The organism is Microbacterium sp. EST19A, assembly GCF_019969685.1.
GTDB lineage: Bacteria > Actinomycetota > Actinomycetes > Actinomycetales > Microbacteriaceae > Microbacterium.
Window position 1 is genome coordinate 834,249 of record NZ_JAHXYZ010000002.1, and the last position, 14,484, is coordinate 848,732.

Here is a 14,484-nt window from a genome sequence, read left to right on the forward strand (position 1 = left end):
CTCCCGTGGCAGTCGTGGCGGGTGAAACGGTCCGACACCCACCACGACTGCGACGGGAACGCGGAAGGCTAGACCCGACGTCGACGGCGAAGCATGACGAGGGCGGAGCCTGCGACGAGGAGCAGCACGGATCCGAGCAGGAACGGCGTGCTGTCTGCGCCGGTGTTCGCGAGAGCGTCACCGGACCCCGCGCCGGGTGCGGTCGCGCCTCCCCCGGGCTGCCCGCCCGGCTGGCCTCCGCCCGGAGCCGCTGTCACGGTGATCGCCGCGCTCGTCTCCGCTCCGGCGGGGTCGATCACGACGATGCTGTGCGCGCCGGGCGCGGTGCCCGCGGGGATCGTCGCGGCGAGTCGGAAGGCGCCGCTCCCGTCCGTCGTCGCCGTGCCGAGCGTCACCGGGGTGGATCGCAGTTCGACGCGCAGTTCGGCATCCGCTGCGAAGTCCGTACCTGTGATCGTGAGTTCGCCGCCCGCGAGCACGGTCGTCGCTCCGAGTCCGATCGTGGCCTCGGGTTCCGGCTCGGGCGATGCGCAGGCGTCGTCGCAGATCGAGAAGTTCGCCAGCACGGCCTTGTGGTCCGACGGCCACACGGCGTCGGGGGTGAAGATCTCGTCGGCGCTGTCGTCGACCACGCGCTCGTTGCGCACGATCGTCGACTGCGGCCCGACGATGGTCGAGCCGTCGATGGACAGCCGCGCATCCGGCGTCGCGAAGATGTAGTCGATCCGGTCGCGCTCGTCGGCCTCTGGCGCCCAGGTCAAAGATGACGTCGGGAACAGCGGGTTGTCCGACGGCCACGTGACACCAGGGTTCGCGGCGGGGTCGGGATGCACGGTGCGGAACGCGTCGACGAGTCCGCCGTCGAGCAGCGTCTGCGTGGTCTGCCACGGGACGACGACCCCGTTGTGGTCGAAGAGGTCGGCGGTCGCCGCGGTCCAGTCCTGCGAGGGCGGCTCGTTGAAATCGCCGCCGACGACCGCGATGCGTCCGGCAGTCCTTTCAGCGTCGATGTCCGCCACGAGTTCGGCTGCGGCATCCGGTCGACCGGACTGCGCGTTGGCGGCGAGGATCTGCTCGACGTCGGTCACCGGTGCGTCGAGCTTGTCCCAGGTGTCCCAGCCGTCCGGCCAGTCTCCGTGGATCTCTCCCCCGTATCCGCGGGGCAGGTAGGTCGTGTACCAGCGGTATTCCAGGTGGCCTCCGTAGACGACGACCTCGGTGCCGTTGACGTCGATGACCGCCTTCGACCACCAGCGCCCCACCGTGTCGGTCGACACGATCGGGTAGCGCGAGACGATCCCCGTGTCGGTCGCCGTGAGGTGGTCGTAGCCGAGCAGCGCCCCGACCTGGGAGGGCACGTCCCCGACCTCGGGGAGGAACGTCACATCCGCATCGGTCTGCTCGATGATGTCGGCGATCTGCTGCGCACCGTCGGCCACCTGCGTGCCACCGTGCCAGACGTTGAAGGTGAGCACGTTGAGCTCGCTCACGCCGTCGACCGCGGGCTTCGGCTCGGCGGGCGGATGCGGCGGCTCGGTCGCCGCCTCGGTGACGGTCAGGTCGATCGGACCGGCGAGGATGCCGTAGCCGTCGTCTTCGAGCAGGTAGATGTCGTACTCGCCCGCGCCCATCGACGCCGTGTTGCGCGTCCAGCCGTCGCGGGATGACGGGCCCCAGGTGAGGTCTCCGCTCGCCTCGGGCACGTACCGCCAGTCGAGCGACGCGGGGCCTCCCGGGGTCGCGCCGTCGCGGTAGATGCCGACCCAGTTCCGGTCGTGCACGGACTCCCCCGCGTCGAACGAGATCGTGACCGCCTCGTCGGTGCGGATGCTCGGCGCGTCGACCGACAGCGAGGAGTCTGCGGCGTGCGCGGCGGGCGCGACCAGGACGCTCGCGAAGACAAAGCCGGCACCGAGGAGCGCGAGCAGCGTCCTCCTCGATCGAGGGGTACGGGGAGTCATTGCGGGGAAGTCCTTTCGGCGCCGGTTCGTCGAGACGATAGGGGCGCCGAATGGCCGGATCATGACGGCCGGGTGAACGGGCGAGCGGATGCCGTCGCGGCTGGTGGTTACGAGATGGATTCAGGAGCGGTGCAGGGAGCTTCTCGTCGGTCGCAGTGGCGGGATCGCCGTGAGGGTGCGGGAGTGTGAGCGCTTGGCCGTGAGGAGGCTTCTGGGGAGGATTGGTGAGTGTTGCTAGCACTCCGGAATATTGCTCTGATCTGGGTTATTCGAGGTGGAAATGTCGGTGGCCCCGGGTTGGATGGGGGTATGGACAACACCACGGAGCATCTCGAGCAGGTCAGCGGCCACCTGCGCGCGATGCTTCGTGCGGACGCGCTGCGGGTGTTGCCGGATGCCGAGAAGATGGACTTTCTCCGCGCCGTGGGCGAGGCGCAGCGGATGCTCGACGCCGCGGTCGTGGAGACGATCGCGGCCACGGATGCCGGGTTCGCGGGGTCGTTCGGGTGCCGATCGATGAACGAGCTGCTGCAGCGGGTGCTGCGCACCGATGCGGCCGGTGCGGGACGGGTGGTGCGCGCCGCGAGCGTCGTGCACCGGCAGACCGAACTCACCACCGGGGCACCGTTACCGGCGTTGTGGCCACAGCTGCGGGACGCGCTCCTCGACGGGGTCGTCGGGGTCGCGGGGTTGTTGGCGGCGACGGGACCGGTGGATCGGGCCGGTCGGCGGATCAGCCCCGAGGACCGTTTACGGGCGGACGAGGTTCTGGCCGGGTTCGCCCGGGGGCTGATCGCCGTCGACCACGAAGCGGATGCTGATGCTGATGCTGATGTCGCTGATCAGGACACGGCGCCGCCGGCGACGCCCGAGGATCTGCGGGTCCGGGCGCAGCTGATCGTCGCGTACCTCGACCCCGACGGTGCCGAACCCGCGGAAGACATCGCCCAACGAGGGCGCGGTGTGACCCTCGGAAGGGCGAAGAACGGACTCATTCCCCTGCGCGGTGACCTGCTCCCCGAAGTGGCCGGACAGTTGCGGCGCATCTGGGACGCCTACCTGAACCCCAAAGTCGACGGGCCACCCCTCCCCGGCGTGCACTTCCGCCCCTCCGACGGGCCCGACCCCGGCGACGCGTTCTCGCCGGTCGCCGATGGCGATGCCGATGCCGATGCCGATGCCGATGCCGATGTCGACACCGACACCGGCACGCTGCCGGCCGGGGATGCGACCGGGTTGGTCGATACCCGCACCCGGGCGCAGAAGCAGCACGATGCCCTCGCCGCGGCCCTCGGGATCGCGGCCCGCCACGACGACATGCCCCGCCTGGGCGGTGCCGCCCCGACCCTCGTGGTCTCCGTCACCGCGGAAGAATACGCCACAGGCCGCGGGTGGGCGCACGTCGACGGGATCGACACCCCGGTCTCTATCGGCACCGCCCGTCACACGGCCTGCGGCGGAGGCGTGCAACGGGTGCTGTTCGACCCCGGAGGACGCATCATCGGCATCGGATCCACCGACCGCATCTTCACCATCCACCAACGCCGCGCCATCACCCACCGCGACCGGGAGTGCTTGATACCGGGTTGTCACGTCCCCGCTTCCTGGTGCGAGATCCACCACGTCCACGAGCACTCCCGGGGCGGACCGACCCACACCGACAACGGCGCCACCCTGTGCTGGCACCACCACCGCACCCTCGACACCTCCGGGTGGGAGATCCGCATGCACAACGGGATACCCCAAGTCCGCGGACCCGCCTGGTGGGACCCCCACCGACACTGGCGAACCCCACCCCACCTCCACACCGGCAGCCCACACCAGCGAGCTGGCTGAGCGACAGCCGTCGGCGCGTCACCGCACCGACCGCGTCCCGCCACGCGCATCCGTGCGCTCTGCGCTGGGCGCGTGACGAGCCCGCCCCGCCACGACACCCCGTGGACTCAGGCCGCGCCGTAGTCCGGGAGCTCCTGCAGGGTCCAGGTGTTGCCATCGGGGTCGTCGAAGCTGACGAAGCGACCCCAGTCCAGGTCCTCGACGCCCCGCGCCTCGACTCCCACGCTCTGCAGATGAGCCAACGCCTCGTCGGCATCGGGCACGACGACCTGGATCGTGTTCTGCTTCCCCGGCTCGAGGTCGATGCCGAGCCCGGTGCCGAACGCGATCGAGCAGGCCGAACCGGGCGGGGTCATCTGCACGAAGCGCATGCCCTCGAACGGTGCCTGGTCATGATCGGCGTTGAAGCCGATCTTGACGTAGAAGTCCTTCGCCCGGTCGACATCCGACACCGGCACGAAGATGAGTTCGATCTTCCAGTCCATCACGCACTCCTCCTGGCAGGCGCCGTCGCCCATCCGCGACCCACCGTACGACGCGCGATCGCACCGCGCCAGCACTTCGCGCAACTGCGGTGCCTGCGCGCTCCACATCGCGTCGGGCGGAGATCACGCCGTCGGGCTGAGAGATCCGCAACGAGCCTCCGCCCCACGCCGAGAACTCCTCCCGAAGGCGCGTCGACCACGATCGCTCGGCAGCCGCATCACGCCCCGAGCTCTCACTCCGCCGGAAGCAGCGCCCCCTCGAAGAACTCCGTCAGCTCTTCCACGCCGTCCAGCGGGAGGATGGCGGCGACGTACTGATCGGGGCGCACCACGATCACCACGCCATCGCGCGACAGCTCCCGCGCCTCGAAGATGTCGGTCTCCGTCCACTTCGAGGGGCCCGCGGCGTAGACCTTCTCCCAGTCGGTGAGCCCCAGGGGCCCGGTCTTCGGCTGGAACAGCTCCGGCACCGTCGTGACCTCGAGCTCCTCGTACGGCTGCTGGTACACGGCCTTCACGTCGAAGACTGCGTCGACGTCGGCATCCGCCGGCGTGAACCGGGCGAACAGCGGCGCCGCGGCATCCGCCCATTCCGCCAGCGCCGCGCCCGTCCGGTCGCCGAACGCATACACGCGCCAGCGTCCGTCCGCGCGAGCGTGGTGACCGAGGTGCACGACGTTGCCGTCGCCGACCCGGATCACCTCGGCGGACTTGAACCGCTTGCCGAGCGGGTATCCGCCGGCCAGAGCCTGGTGCGCGTCCGAACCGGTGATCATCGACGAGGTGTACTGCGTCATGAACCCGGACGGGAACTCCGCCGTGGCGAGGTAGTACGTCGCCAGCTCGCCGGGATCGGAGATCTCCTCGGGCTTGCGCGCCATCAGCGACGACCACTCCCGGTCGAAGTCGATGAGCTGCTGGGCGACCGGACGCCGCTCGGCGCCGTACGTCGCGAGCAGCGCCTCGGGCGCGCGCCCGCTGAGCACGGATCCGAGCTTCCACCCGAGGTTGAAGCCGTCCTGCATCGACACGTTCATGCCCTGGCCGGCCTTGGCGCTGTGCGTGTGGCAGGCGTCACCCGTCAGGAAGACCCGAGGGGTGCGACCCGATTCGTCGACCACGTCATCGAATCCGTCGGTGACCCGATGCCCGACCTCGTACACGCTGTGCCACGCGACCTGCTTCACGTCGAGCGTGTACGGGTGCAGGATGTCGTTCGCCTTGCGGATGATCTCCTCGATCGGCGTCTGCCGCACTCGGTGGTCGTCGTCATCCGCGACCTCTCCGAGATCGATGTACATGCGCGACAGGTAGCCGCCCTCGCGCGGGATGTGCAGGATGTTCCCCGCCTGCGAGTTGATCGCGCACTTGGTGCGCCAGTCCGGGAAGTCGGTGTTCACCAGCACGTCCATGACACCCCACGCATGCGCGGCACTGCCGCCGACGTGCGTGCGGCCGATGGCCTGACGCACGCCGCTGCGCGCCCCGTCGCAGCCCGCGACGTACTTCGCGCGGACGGTCTGCTCCTCGCCCGCTCGCTCCCCCGCCACGTGACGCACACGCACCTCGACGGGATACTCGCCGTCGTCGTGCACCGTGAGCCCCACGAACTCGACGCCGTAGTCGGGCGTGATCCGGCCCGGACCCGTCGCGGCCGCCTCGGCGAAGTAGTCGAGCACGCGGGCCTGGTTCACGATCAGGTGCGGGAACTCGCAGATGTAGTAGGCGTAGTCCGCGGTGCGCGCGGTGCGGATGATCTCGCGGGGGTTCTCGGGGTTCGGGCTCCAGAAGTTCATCCACCCGATGTTGTACGCCTCGGCGACGATCCGCTCCGCGAACCCGAACGCCTGGAAGGTCTCGACGCTGCGCGGCTGGATGCCGTCGGCCTGGCCCAGCACGAGGCGTCCGTCGCGCTTCTCGATGAGGCGCGTCGAGATGCCGGGGTACTGCGACATCTGGGCGGCCAGCAGCATGCCGGCCGGGCCCGAACCGACGATCAGCACATCGATCTCGTCCGGCAGCGCGTCGGAGCGGTCCGCGCCGACCCCCGCCGCGTCCTGCACACGCGGATCCCCGGAGACGTAGCCGTGGTGGTGGAACTGCATCGTCGTCGATTCCTTTCGAGGGTCTTCTCATTCTGCGCTCTGCCGACCCGGGCGATACCCGGATCGGCAGAACGGGTCAGGCCTTGGCGAGTCCGTGGATCGGGCTGACCGACTGCTCTTCCTCGTGATCGGGACCGAGCGGGATGCCGGAGCGATCGCGCAGCAGCAGCGTCGCGACGAGCCCGAGCACCGTCATGCCGGCGAGGTAGACGGTGACCCCCTGGGTCGACCCCGTCTCCTTGACGATCGCCGCGGCGATGAGCGGGGCGAACGCGCCACCCGCGATCGCACCGATGGCGTACGAGATCGAGACCCCTGAGAAGCGGATACTGGCGGGGAACAGCTCCGTGTACAGCGCCGCCTGCGGGCCGTAGGTGAAGCCGAGGCCGAGAGTCAGGATGGCGAGCCCGGCGAACAGGAGCCCGATCTCCCCGGTGTTCACGAGCGGGAACAGCGTGAAGACGCCCACGAGCTGCAGCACCCAGCCGATGATGTACGTGGTGCGCCGACCGATACGATCGCAGATCCATCCGGCCAGCAGCGTCGCCAGAAGCCAGGTCACGGCCGAGCCCGCGACCGCCAGCAGCACCGGACCGCGCTCGAGGCCGATCGGCCCTTCGGGGTTGGTCGCGTAGCCCTGGATGTATCCGCCGGTCGTCATGTAGCCGACCGCGTTGTTGCCGGCGAAGACGAGCGCGGCGATGATCACGAGCAGCGCGTGCTTGCGGAACAGCTGCACGATCGGCATCCGCGCCTTCTCCTTGCGTGCGGCGAGCTCGGTGAACACCGGGCTCTCCTCGACCTTGCGACGCACGTAGTAGCCCACGAGGATCAGCACGACGCTGAGCAGGAACGGCACACGCCAGCCCCACGCGGCGAACTGGTCGCCCGGTGCGATCGCGGTCATGAGCGCCATGACGCCCGACGCGAGCAGCAGCCCCAGCGGCACGCCGATCTGCGGCGACGCCCCGAAGATGCCGCGCTTCTTCCGCGGCGCGTGCTCGACGGCCATGAGCACAGCGCCGCCCCACTCGCCCCCCGCGGAGATGCCCTGGATGATGCGCAGCAGCACCAGCAGGATCGGGGCGGTGATCCCGATCGTCTGATACGTCGGCAGCAGACCGATCAGAGCGGTCGCGGCCCCCATCAGGATCAGCGTCCACATCAGGACCGTCTTGCGACCGAGCTTGTCGCCGATGTGGCCGGCGAGGAATGCGCCCAACGGACGGAAGAGGAAGCTCACGCCGACCGTCGCGAACGCGATCAGGGCGCTGTCGGCGCCGAGCGGCTCGAAGAACAGCTGGCCGAAGACGAGGCCGACCGCGGTGGCGTAGATGAAGAAGTCGTACCACTCGACGGTGGTGCCGACGACGGTGGCGAACACGACGCGGCGCCGATCGGCCGCCGTCGCGATGGTGCCGGTGGGAGTGAACCCGGCCTGTGACTGCCCGCTCATGGGGTGTCTCCTTTGGTTGTGACCGCATTGTCACGGCGTGCGGGGACGTGCGTCCCGAATGCTTGCCGAGGGGTGTACCGATGATATATGATTTCGGATACGACGCACAAGGCGTCTCGTACGACCTCGCAGACGAGCGCAGAGAGGCGCACCGTGACGGCAGACATCCCCCGCCCCGGCAAGATCATCGCGATCCACCTGAGCTATGCATCGCGCGCAGATCAGCGCGGTCGCCGGCCGGCCGCCCCCTCCTACTTCTTCAAACCGGCGAGTTCGGTCGGTTTCTCCGGCGGCACGGTCGAACGCCCCGAAGGCACCGAGCTTCTGGCCTTCGAAGGCGAGATCGCGCTCGTGATCGGCGCCACCGCTCGCCGGGTCGCCCTCGCCGACGCGTGGACGCACGTCGGGTGGGTCACGGCGTCGAACGACCTCGGGCTCTACGACCTGCGCGCGAACGACAAGGGCTCGAACGTCCGCTCCAAGGGCGGTGACGGCTACACGCCCCTCGGGCCGGAGCTCATCGATGCCCGCACGGTCGACCCCGCCGCCCTGCGCGTGCGTGCATGGGTCAACGGCGAACTGCGCCAGGACGACACCACCGCGGGACTCATCTTCCCGCTCGCACAGCTCGTCGCCGACCTCTCGCAGCACTTCACCCTGGAGCCCGGCGACGTGATCCTCACCGGCACGCCGGCCGGATCGTCGGTCATCGTTCCCGGCGACGTCGTCGAGATCGAGGTGGATGCCCCGGATGCCGTGGGCGCACCGTCGTCCGGCCGGCTGGTCACGACCGTCACCCAGGGCGACGTGCCGTTCGACGGCGAACTCGGATCGCTCCCCGCGGTCGATGACCTGCAGCGCACCGAGGCGTGGGGGTCGGCGGAAGCCGCCGGGCTCGAGGCAGGCCCTTCGTCTCGTCGCGACGCTCCTCACTCAGGGACCGACGAAGGAAGAGACTCGGTTCCTGAGCGAGCGAAGCGAGACGAAGGGCTCTCCCCCGAGTTGCGCGCCAAGCTCCTCGAGGCGCCGACCGCCGGGCTCTCCGCCCAGCTGCGCAAGCGCGGGCACCACTCCTGCTTCATCGACGGCGTCGCGGCGAACATCCCCGGCGCCAAGATCGTCGGCACGGCCAAGACGCTCCGCTTCGTGCCGTTCCGCGAAGACCTGTTCGCCAGTCATGGCGGCGGCTACAACGCGCAGAAGCGCGCGTTCGACTCGGTGGACGAGGGCGAGATCATCGTGATCGAGGCTCGTGGCGATGCCACGACCGGCACGCTGGGCGACATCGTCGCACTGCGCGCCCAGACGCGCGGCGCGGCGGGCATCGTCACCGACGGCGGAGTCCGCGACTTCGACGCGGTCGCCGAGAGCGGCCTTCCCGTCTTCTCCCAGGGCGCCCACCCGTCGGTCCTGGGGCGCAAGCACGTGCCGTGGGATGTCGATGTCACGATCTCGTGCGGTGGCGCGACCGTGCAACCGGGCGACATCATCGTCGGCGACGGAGACGGCGTGATCGTCATCCCACCGGCGCTGGTCGAAGAAGTCGTCGACGAAGCCCTCGCCCAAGAGCGTGAAGAGACCTGGATCGCCGGGCAGGTCGCGGCGGGACACCCGATCGACGGGCTGTTCCCGATGAACGCCGAGTGGCGAGCGCGGTACGCCGCGGCCGTGGAGCAGGGCGACGCGCGATGACGTCCACCGCCGTCAGCAAGTCCGAGGTCGCGTACGAGTGGATCCGCTCGCGCATCACCGGGCACATGTTCAGCCCCGGGTATCGCCTGGTGCTCGGATCGATCGCCGACGACCTGAAGATGAGCGTCGTGCCGGTGCGCGAGGCGATCCGCCGCCTCGAGGCCGAAGGCCTCGTGACCTTCGAGCGCAACGTCGGAGCGCGGGTGACTCTCGTCGACGAGAGCGAGTACGCCCACACGATGCAGACCCTCGGCATCGTCGAGGGCTCGGCCACCGCGCTCTCCGCCCCTCTGCTCGGCGAGGACGCCCTCGACGAGGCGGAGCGCATCAACGACCGGATGGCGCGGATGCTCGACCACTTCGACGCCCACGCCTTCACCGAGCTCAACCGCCAGTTCCACTCCGTGCTGTTCGAGCCGTGCCCGAACCCGCACCTGCTCGACCTCGTGCACCGCGGATGGTCGCGGCTCTCCGGCATCCGTGATTCGACGTTCGACTCGATCCCCGGCCGAGCACAGCACTCCGTCGAGGAGCACACCGAGATCCTCGAGCTCATCCGGGCGGATGCCGATCCGCTCGAGATCGAGCTCGCCGCCCGAAACCACCGCTGGCGCACGATGGACGCGTTCCTCGATGCCCTGCACACCCGTTCCGCCCAGACCACCGGAGGCCTGTCATGACCGATTCGCGCATCCCCGCCGACCTGCCCGACCACATCCAGCACTACATCGACGGCGCCTTCGTCGACTCGGTCGACGGTGACACGTTCGACGTGCTCGACCCGGTGACGAACAAGACCTACACCACGGCGGCCGCCGGCAAGAAGGCCGACATCGAGCTCGCGGTCGCGGCCGCGAAGCGCGCCTTCGACGAGGGACCCTGGCCGCGGATGCTCCCCCGCGAACGCTCGCGCGTGCTGCACAGAATCGCCGACATCGTCGAATCCCGCGATGCCCGCCTCGCCGAGCTCGAGTCGTACGACTCCGGGCTCCCGATCACCCAGGCGCTCGGCCAGGCGCGTCGCGCCGCGGAGAACTTCCGCTTCTTCGCGGACCTGATCGTGGCGCAGTCCGATGACGCGTTCAAGGTGCCCGGCCGCCAGATGAACTACGTCAACCGCAAGCCGATCGGCGTCGCCGGCCTCATCACGCCGTGGAACACGCCCTTCATGCTCGAGTCGTGGAAGCTCGGCCCCGCGCTCGCGACCGGCAACACGGTCGTGCTCAAGCCCGCCGAGTTCACCCCGCTCTCGGCATCCCTCTGGGCAGGCATCTTCGAGGAGGCCGGCCTCCCGCAGGGCGTCTTCAACCTCGTGAACGGCCTCGGCGAGGATGCCGGCGACGCCCTCGTGAAGCACCCCGATGTGCCGCTCATCTCGTTCACCGGTGAGAGCCGCACCGGGCAGATCATCTTCGGCAACGCGGCGCCCTTCCTCAAAGGCCTGTCGATGGAGCTCGGCGGCAAGTCGCCCGCCGTCGTCTTCGCGGATGCCGATCTCGAGGCCGCCGTCGATGCCACGATCTTCGGCGTCTTCTCCCTCAACGGCGAGCGCTGCACGGCGGGCTCCCGCATCCTCGTCGAGCGCTCGATCTACGAGGAGTTCGTGGAGCGCTACGCCGCGCAGGCGAAGCGCGTCAAGGTCGGCTACCCGCACGACCCGGCGACCGAGGTCGGCGCGCTGGTGCACCCCGAGCACTACGACAAGGTGATGAGCTACGTCGAGATCGGCAAGACCGAAGGACGCCTCGTCGCCGGCGGCGGGCGGCCGGAGGGCTTCGACGAGGGCAACTTCGTCGCACCGACGGTCTTCGCCGACGTCTCGCCCGATGCCCGGATCTTCCAGGAGGAGGTCTTCGGACCGGTCGTCGCGATCACGCCGTTCGACTCCGATGAGGAGGCGCTGTCGCTCGCGAACAACACGAAGTACGGCCTCGCCGCCTACATCTGGACCAACGATCTGAAGCGCGCGCACAACTTCGCGCAGTCGGTCGAGGCCGGCATGGTGTGGCTGAACAGCAACAACGTGCGCGACCTCCGCACCCCGTTCGGCGGTGTGAAGGCCTCCGGTCTCGGCCACGAGGGCGGCTACCGCTCGATCGACTTCTACACCGATCAGCAGAGCGTGCACATCACGCTCGGCGGTGCGCACAACCCGACCTTCGGCAAGAACTGACCCTGCCCTCCCTGATCTGCAAGGACGCTGACATGACCAACCGCGACGACATGACGCTGACCTCGGCGGGCTACTACGTCTCCCAGGAGGCGCCGATCCGCTCCGACAACCCGGTGGCCACGCCCACGAGCACGCCGCCCGACATCCTGCGCTGCGCCTACATGGAGCTCGTGGTCACCGACCTCGCGGCCTCCCGCCAGTTCTACGTCGACATCCTCGGCCTGTACGTCACGGCCGAGGACGACGAGGCGATCTACCTGCGCTCCACCGAGGAGTTCATCCACCACAACCTCGTGCTGCGCACGGGACCCGTGGCCGCCGTCGCCGCGTTCTCGTACCGCGTGCGCACCCCGGAAGACCTCGATCGCGCCGTCGAGTTCTACACCGAGCTGGGCTGCGACGTCCGCCGCAACCCCGACGGATTCGTGCAGGGCATCGGAGACTCCGTGCGCGTGGTCGATCCCCTCGGCTTCCCCTACGAGTTCTTCTTCCAGGCCGATCACGTCGAGCGGATGTCGTGGCGCTACGACCTGCACATCCCGGGCGAGCTCGTCCGGCTCGACCACTTCAACCAGGTCACCCCCGATGTCCCGCGCGCTGTCGCGTTCATGCAGGACCTCGGCTTCCGCGTCACGGAAGACATCCAGGACGAGGACGGCACCGTCTACGCCGCGTGGATGCGCCGCAAGCCCACCGTGCACGACACCGCCATGACCGGCGGCGACGGACCCCGCATGCACCACGTCTGCTTCGCGACGCATGAGAAGCACAACATCCTCGCGATCTGCGACAAGCTCGGCGCGCTCCGCCGGTCGGATTCGATCGAGCGCGGTCCCGGCCGCCACGGCGTCTCGAACGCGTTCTACCTGTACCTGCGCGACCCCGACGGGCACCGTGTCGAGGTCTACACGCAGGACTACTACACCGGCGACCCCGACAACCCCGTCATCACGTGGGACGTGCACGACAACCAGCGCCGCGACTGGTGGGGCAACCCTGTCGTACCGAGCTGGTACACCGACGCGAGCCTCGTGCTCGACCTCGACGGCAACCCGCAGCCGGTCGTCGCCCGCACGGACTCCAGCGAGATGGCGGTCACGATCGGCGCCGACGGCTTCTCGTACACGCGCGCCGACGAGGGCGAGAAGAAGCTGGGCAACCAGCTCTAAGGAGGAAGACGGATGCTGTCGCACGAAGTCATCGCAGAGATCGCGGCGGAGCTCGCCGAGGCCGACCGCACGCACGCGGTCATCCCGCGCATCACGGCGCGCCATCCCGAGGCGACGGTCGAGGACTCCTACGCGATCCAGGGCGTGTGGCGGGACTCGCAGATCGCCGCCGGCCGGCGGCTCGTCGGGCGCAAGATCGGACTCACCTCCAAGGCGATGCAGCAGGCCACCGGCATCACCGAGCCCGACTACGGCGTGATGTTCGACGACACCGTCTACGAGTCGGGCGCCGAGATCCCCGTCGACCACTTCTCGAACGTGCGCATCGAGGTGGAGCTCGCCTTCGTGCTGAAGCATCCGCTCGAGGGCCCCGACTGCACGCTCGACGACGCCCTCGCGGCGATCGACTACGCCGTCCCCGCACTCGAGGTGCTCAACTCGCACATCGAGCTCGAGGGCCGCACGATCGTCGACACCATCAGCGACAACGCGGCATACGGCGCGATGGTGCTGGGCACCGAGCACCGCCGTCCGGATGAGATCGATCTGCGCTGGGTGCCGGGCGTGCTGTCGCGCAACGGCGAGATCGAGGAGACGGGTGTCGCGGCCGGCGTCCTCGGGCATCCCGCCACCGGCGTCGCGTGGCTGGCGAACAAGTTCCACCAGCACGGCGCGCGTCTGGAGGCCGGAGAGATCATCCTGGCAGGATCATTCACACGCCCGATGTGGGTGTCGCGCGGCGATGACGTGCTGTGCGACTACGGACCGATGGGAACCATCACATGCCGCTTCGTCTAGACCCGTCCTTCCGCGAGCATCTCGCCTCGTCGGACCGCGCGCTGATCGGGATGTGGGCATGCTCGGGCAGCGCGCTCGTCACGGAGGTCGCCGCCGGTTCCGGACTCGACTGGGTGCTGATCGACATGGAGCACTCGGCGAACACGCTCGAATCGGTGCTCCTGCAGCTGCAGGTCGTCGCCGCCTACCCGATCACCCCGGTGGTGCGAGCTCCCTCCAACGACACCGTCGCGATAAAGCAGATCCTCGACCTCGGTGCGCAGAACCTCATCGTCCCGATGGTCTCGTCCGTGGAGGAGGCCCGCGCCGCCGTGTCGGCCACCCGCTACCCGCCGGAGGGCGTGCGCGGAGTGGGCAGTGCGCTGGCCCGCAGCGCCCGCTGGAACCGGGTCGACGACTACCTGCAGGAGTCCGCGCGCCACACGTCCCTGACCGTGCAGATCGAGACGGCGGCCGGCGTGGACGCGGCTGCCGAGATCGCCGCCGTCGACGGCATCGATGCCGTGTTCGTCGGGCCCTCGGACCTCTCGGCATCCATGGGCCTCCTCGGCCAGCAGACGCATCCCGACGTCGTCGCCGCCGTCGAGAAGGTCTTCGCCGCGCTGAAGGCCGCCGGCAAGCCCGTGGGCGTCAACGCCTTCGACCCGGTCGCCGCCGAGGCGTACATCGCCGGTGGGGCGGACTTCGTGGCCGTCGGCGCCGACGTGGCGCTGCTCGCCCGAGCGTCCGAGGCACTCGCCGCCCGATTCATCGCCCCCGAGGCGTCGGAGCGCGCCAGCTACTGAGCCTGATCGTCCGTGCCCCGTGGA

At 69.4% G+C, this 14,484-nt stretch carries 11 protein-coding genes; 7 read left to right on the forward strand and 4 right to left on the reverse strand.

From position 1 onward, the window contains the following. Positions 1 to 68: 68 nt before the first annotated feature. Positions 69 to 1,961 (reverse strand): endonuclease/exonuclease/phosphatase family protein, encoded by a 1,893-nt coding sequence (locus tag LC452_RS14030; RefSeq protein ID WP_223626351.1) that lies wholly within the window; start codon positions 1,959 to 1,961, stop codon positions 69 to 71. Between the two features lie 309 nt (positions 1,962 to 2,270). Here LC452_RS14030 and LC452_RS14035 point away from each other — a divergent pair, with 309 nt between their 5' ends. After that, a complete protein-coding gene (locus tag LC452_RS14035; RefSeq protein WP_223626353.1) occupies positions 2,271 to 3,797 on the forward strand; it encodes an HNH endonuclease signature motif containing protein in 1,527 nt (508 codons plus the stop codon). Positions 3,798 to 3,904: 107 nt separating this feature from the next. On the opposite strand, the gene LC452_RS14040 is transcribed toward LC452_RS14035, so the two are convergent. The 3 genes from LC452_RS14040 to LC452_RS14050 all read right to left on the reverse strand — a co-directional run bounded on the left by LC452_RS14040 (position 3,905) and on the right by LC452_RS14050 (position 7,843). Beyond that, positions 3,905 to 4,282 carry a VOC family protein gene (locus tag LC452_RS14040; RefSeq protein WP_223626355.1) on the reverse strand — a complete coding sequence of 126 codons (378 nt, stop codon included), beginning with the start codon at positions 4,280 to 4,282 and terminating at the stop codon, positions 3,905 to 3,907. Between the two features lie 233 nt (positions 4,283 to 4,515). After that, positions 4,516 to 6,387: an FAD-dependent monooxygenase gene (locus tag LC452_RS14045; protein WP_223626357.1), complete on the reverse strand. Its 1,872-nt coding sequence runs from the start codon at positions 6,385 to 6,387 to the stop codon at positions 4,516 to 4,518. Positions 6,388 to 6,463: 76 nt separating this feature from the next. Next, entirely contained in the window at positions 6,464 to 7,843 is a 1,380-nt protein-coding gene (locus LC452_RS14050; RefSeq protein WP_223626359.1) for an MFS transporter, read from the reverse strand. A gap of 153 nt (positions 7,844 to 7,996) precedes the next feature. On the opposite strand from LC452_RS14050, the gene LC452_RS14055 reads away from it, so the two are divergent. Genes LC452_RS14055 through LC452_RS14080 form a run of 6 tightly spaced genes read left to right on the forward strand, consistent with a single transcriptional unit; the run spans position 7,997 to position 14,460 of the window. After that, positions 7,997 to 9,535: a fumarylacetoacetate hydrolase family protein gene (locus LC452_RS14055; protein WP_374197773.1), complete on the forward strand. Its 1,539-nt coding sequence runs from the start codon at positions 7,997 to 7,999 to the stop codon at positions 9,533 to 9,535. After that, on the forward strand, positions 9,532 to 10,215 hold the full coding sequence (locus LC452_RS14060; RefSeq protein WP_223626363.1) for a GntR family transcriptional regulator: 684 nt from the start codon (positions 9,532 to 9,534) through the stop codon (positions 10,213 to 10,215). The genes LC452_RS14055 and LC452_RS14060 overlap by 4 nt, the downstream gene beginning before the upstream one ends. Further along, positions 10,212 to 11,708, forward strand: a complete 1,497-nt coding sequence (gene hpaE, locus LC452_RS14065) for a 5-carboxymethyl-2-hydroxymuconate semialdehyde dehydrogenase (RefSeq protein WP_223626365.1) — start codon at positions 10,212 to 10,214, stop codon at positions 11,706 to 11,708. Before LC452_RS14060 ends, hpaE begins: the two co-directional genes overlap by 4 nt. Before the next feature lie 32 nt (positions 11,709 to 11,740). Next, complete coding sequence (gene hpaD / locus LC452_RS14070; protein WP_223626367.1) at positions 11,741 to 12,877, forward strand: 3,4-dihydroxyphenylacetate 2,3-dioxygenase; 1,137 nt, start codon at positions 11,741 to 11,743, stop codon at positions 12,875 to 12,877. Positions 12,878 to 12,889: 12 nt separating this feature from the next. Further along, entirely contained in the window at positions 12,890 to 13,675 is a 786-nt protein-coding gene (locus LC452_RS14075; RefSeq protein WP_223626369.1) for a 2-keto-4-pentenoate hydratase, read from the forward strand. Beyond that, complete coding sequence (locus tag LC452_RS14080) at positions 13,660 to 14,460, forward strand: HpcH/HpaI aldolase/citrate lyase family protein (RefSeq protein ID WP_223626371.1); 801 nt, start codon at positions 13,660 to 13,662, stop codon at positions 14,458 to 14,460. Before LC452_RS14075 ends, LC452_RS14080 begins: the two co-directional genes overlap by 16 nt. The last annotated feature ends 24 nt before the right edge of the window (positions 14,461 to 14,484 follow it).

What these genes read in the sequence shown, in the direction of transcription:
- LC452_RS14030 (WP_223626351.1), bottom strand. Translation starts at nt 1,961, where the DNA reads ATGACTCCCCGTACCCCTCGATCGAGGAGGACGCTGCTCGCGCTCCTC.
- LC452_RS14080 (WP_223626371.1), top strand. Translation starts at nt 13,660, where the DNA reads ATGCCGCTTCGTCTAGACCCGTCCTTCCGCGAGCATCTCGCCTCGTCG.
- LC452_RS14050 (WP_223626359.1), bottom strand. Translation starts at nt 7,843, where the DNA reads ATGAGCGGGCAGTCACAGGCCGGGTTCACTCCCACCGGCACCATCGCG.
- LC452_RS14075 (WP_223626369.1), top strand. Translation starts at nt 12,890, where the DNA reads ATGCTGTCGCACGAAGTCATCGCAGAGATCGCGGCGGAGCTCGCCGAG.
- LC452_RS14035 (WP_223626353.1), top strand. Translation starts at nt 2,271, where the DNA reads ATGGACAACACCACGGAGCATCTCGAGCAGGTCAGCGGCCACCTGCGC.
- LC452_RS14040 (WP_223626355.1), bottom strand. Translation starts at nt 4,282, where the DNA reads ATGGACTGGAAGATCGAACTCATCTTCGTGCCGGTGTCGGATGTCGAC.
- LC452_RS14045 (WP_223626357.1), bottom strand. Translation starts at nt 6,387, where the DNA reads ATGCAGTTCCACCACCACGGCTACGTCTCCGGGGATCCGCGTGTGCAG.
- hpaD (WP_223626367.1), top strand. Translation starts at nt 11,741, where the DNA reads ATGACCAACCGCGACGACATGACGCTGACCTCGGCGGGCTACTACGTC.
- LC452_RS14060 (WP_223626363.1), top strand. Translation starts at nt 9,532, where the DNA reads ATGACGTCCACCGCCGTCAGCAAGTCCGAGGTCGCGTACGAGTGGATC.
- hpaE (WP_223626365.1), top strand. Translation starts at nt 10,212, where the DNA reads ATGACCGATTCGCGCATCCCCGCCGACCTGCCCGACCACATCCAGCAC.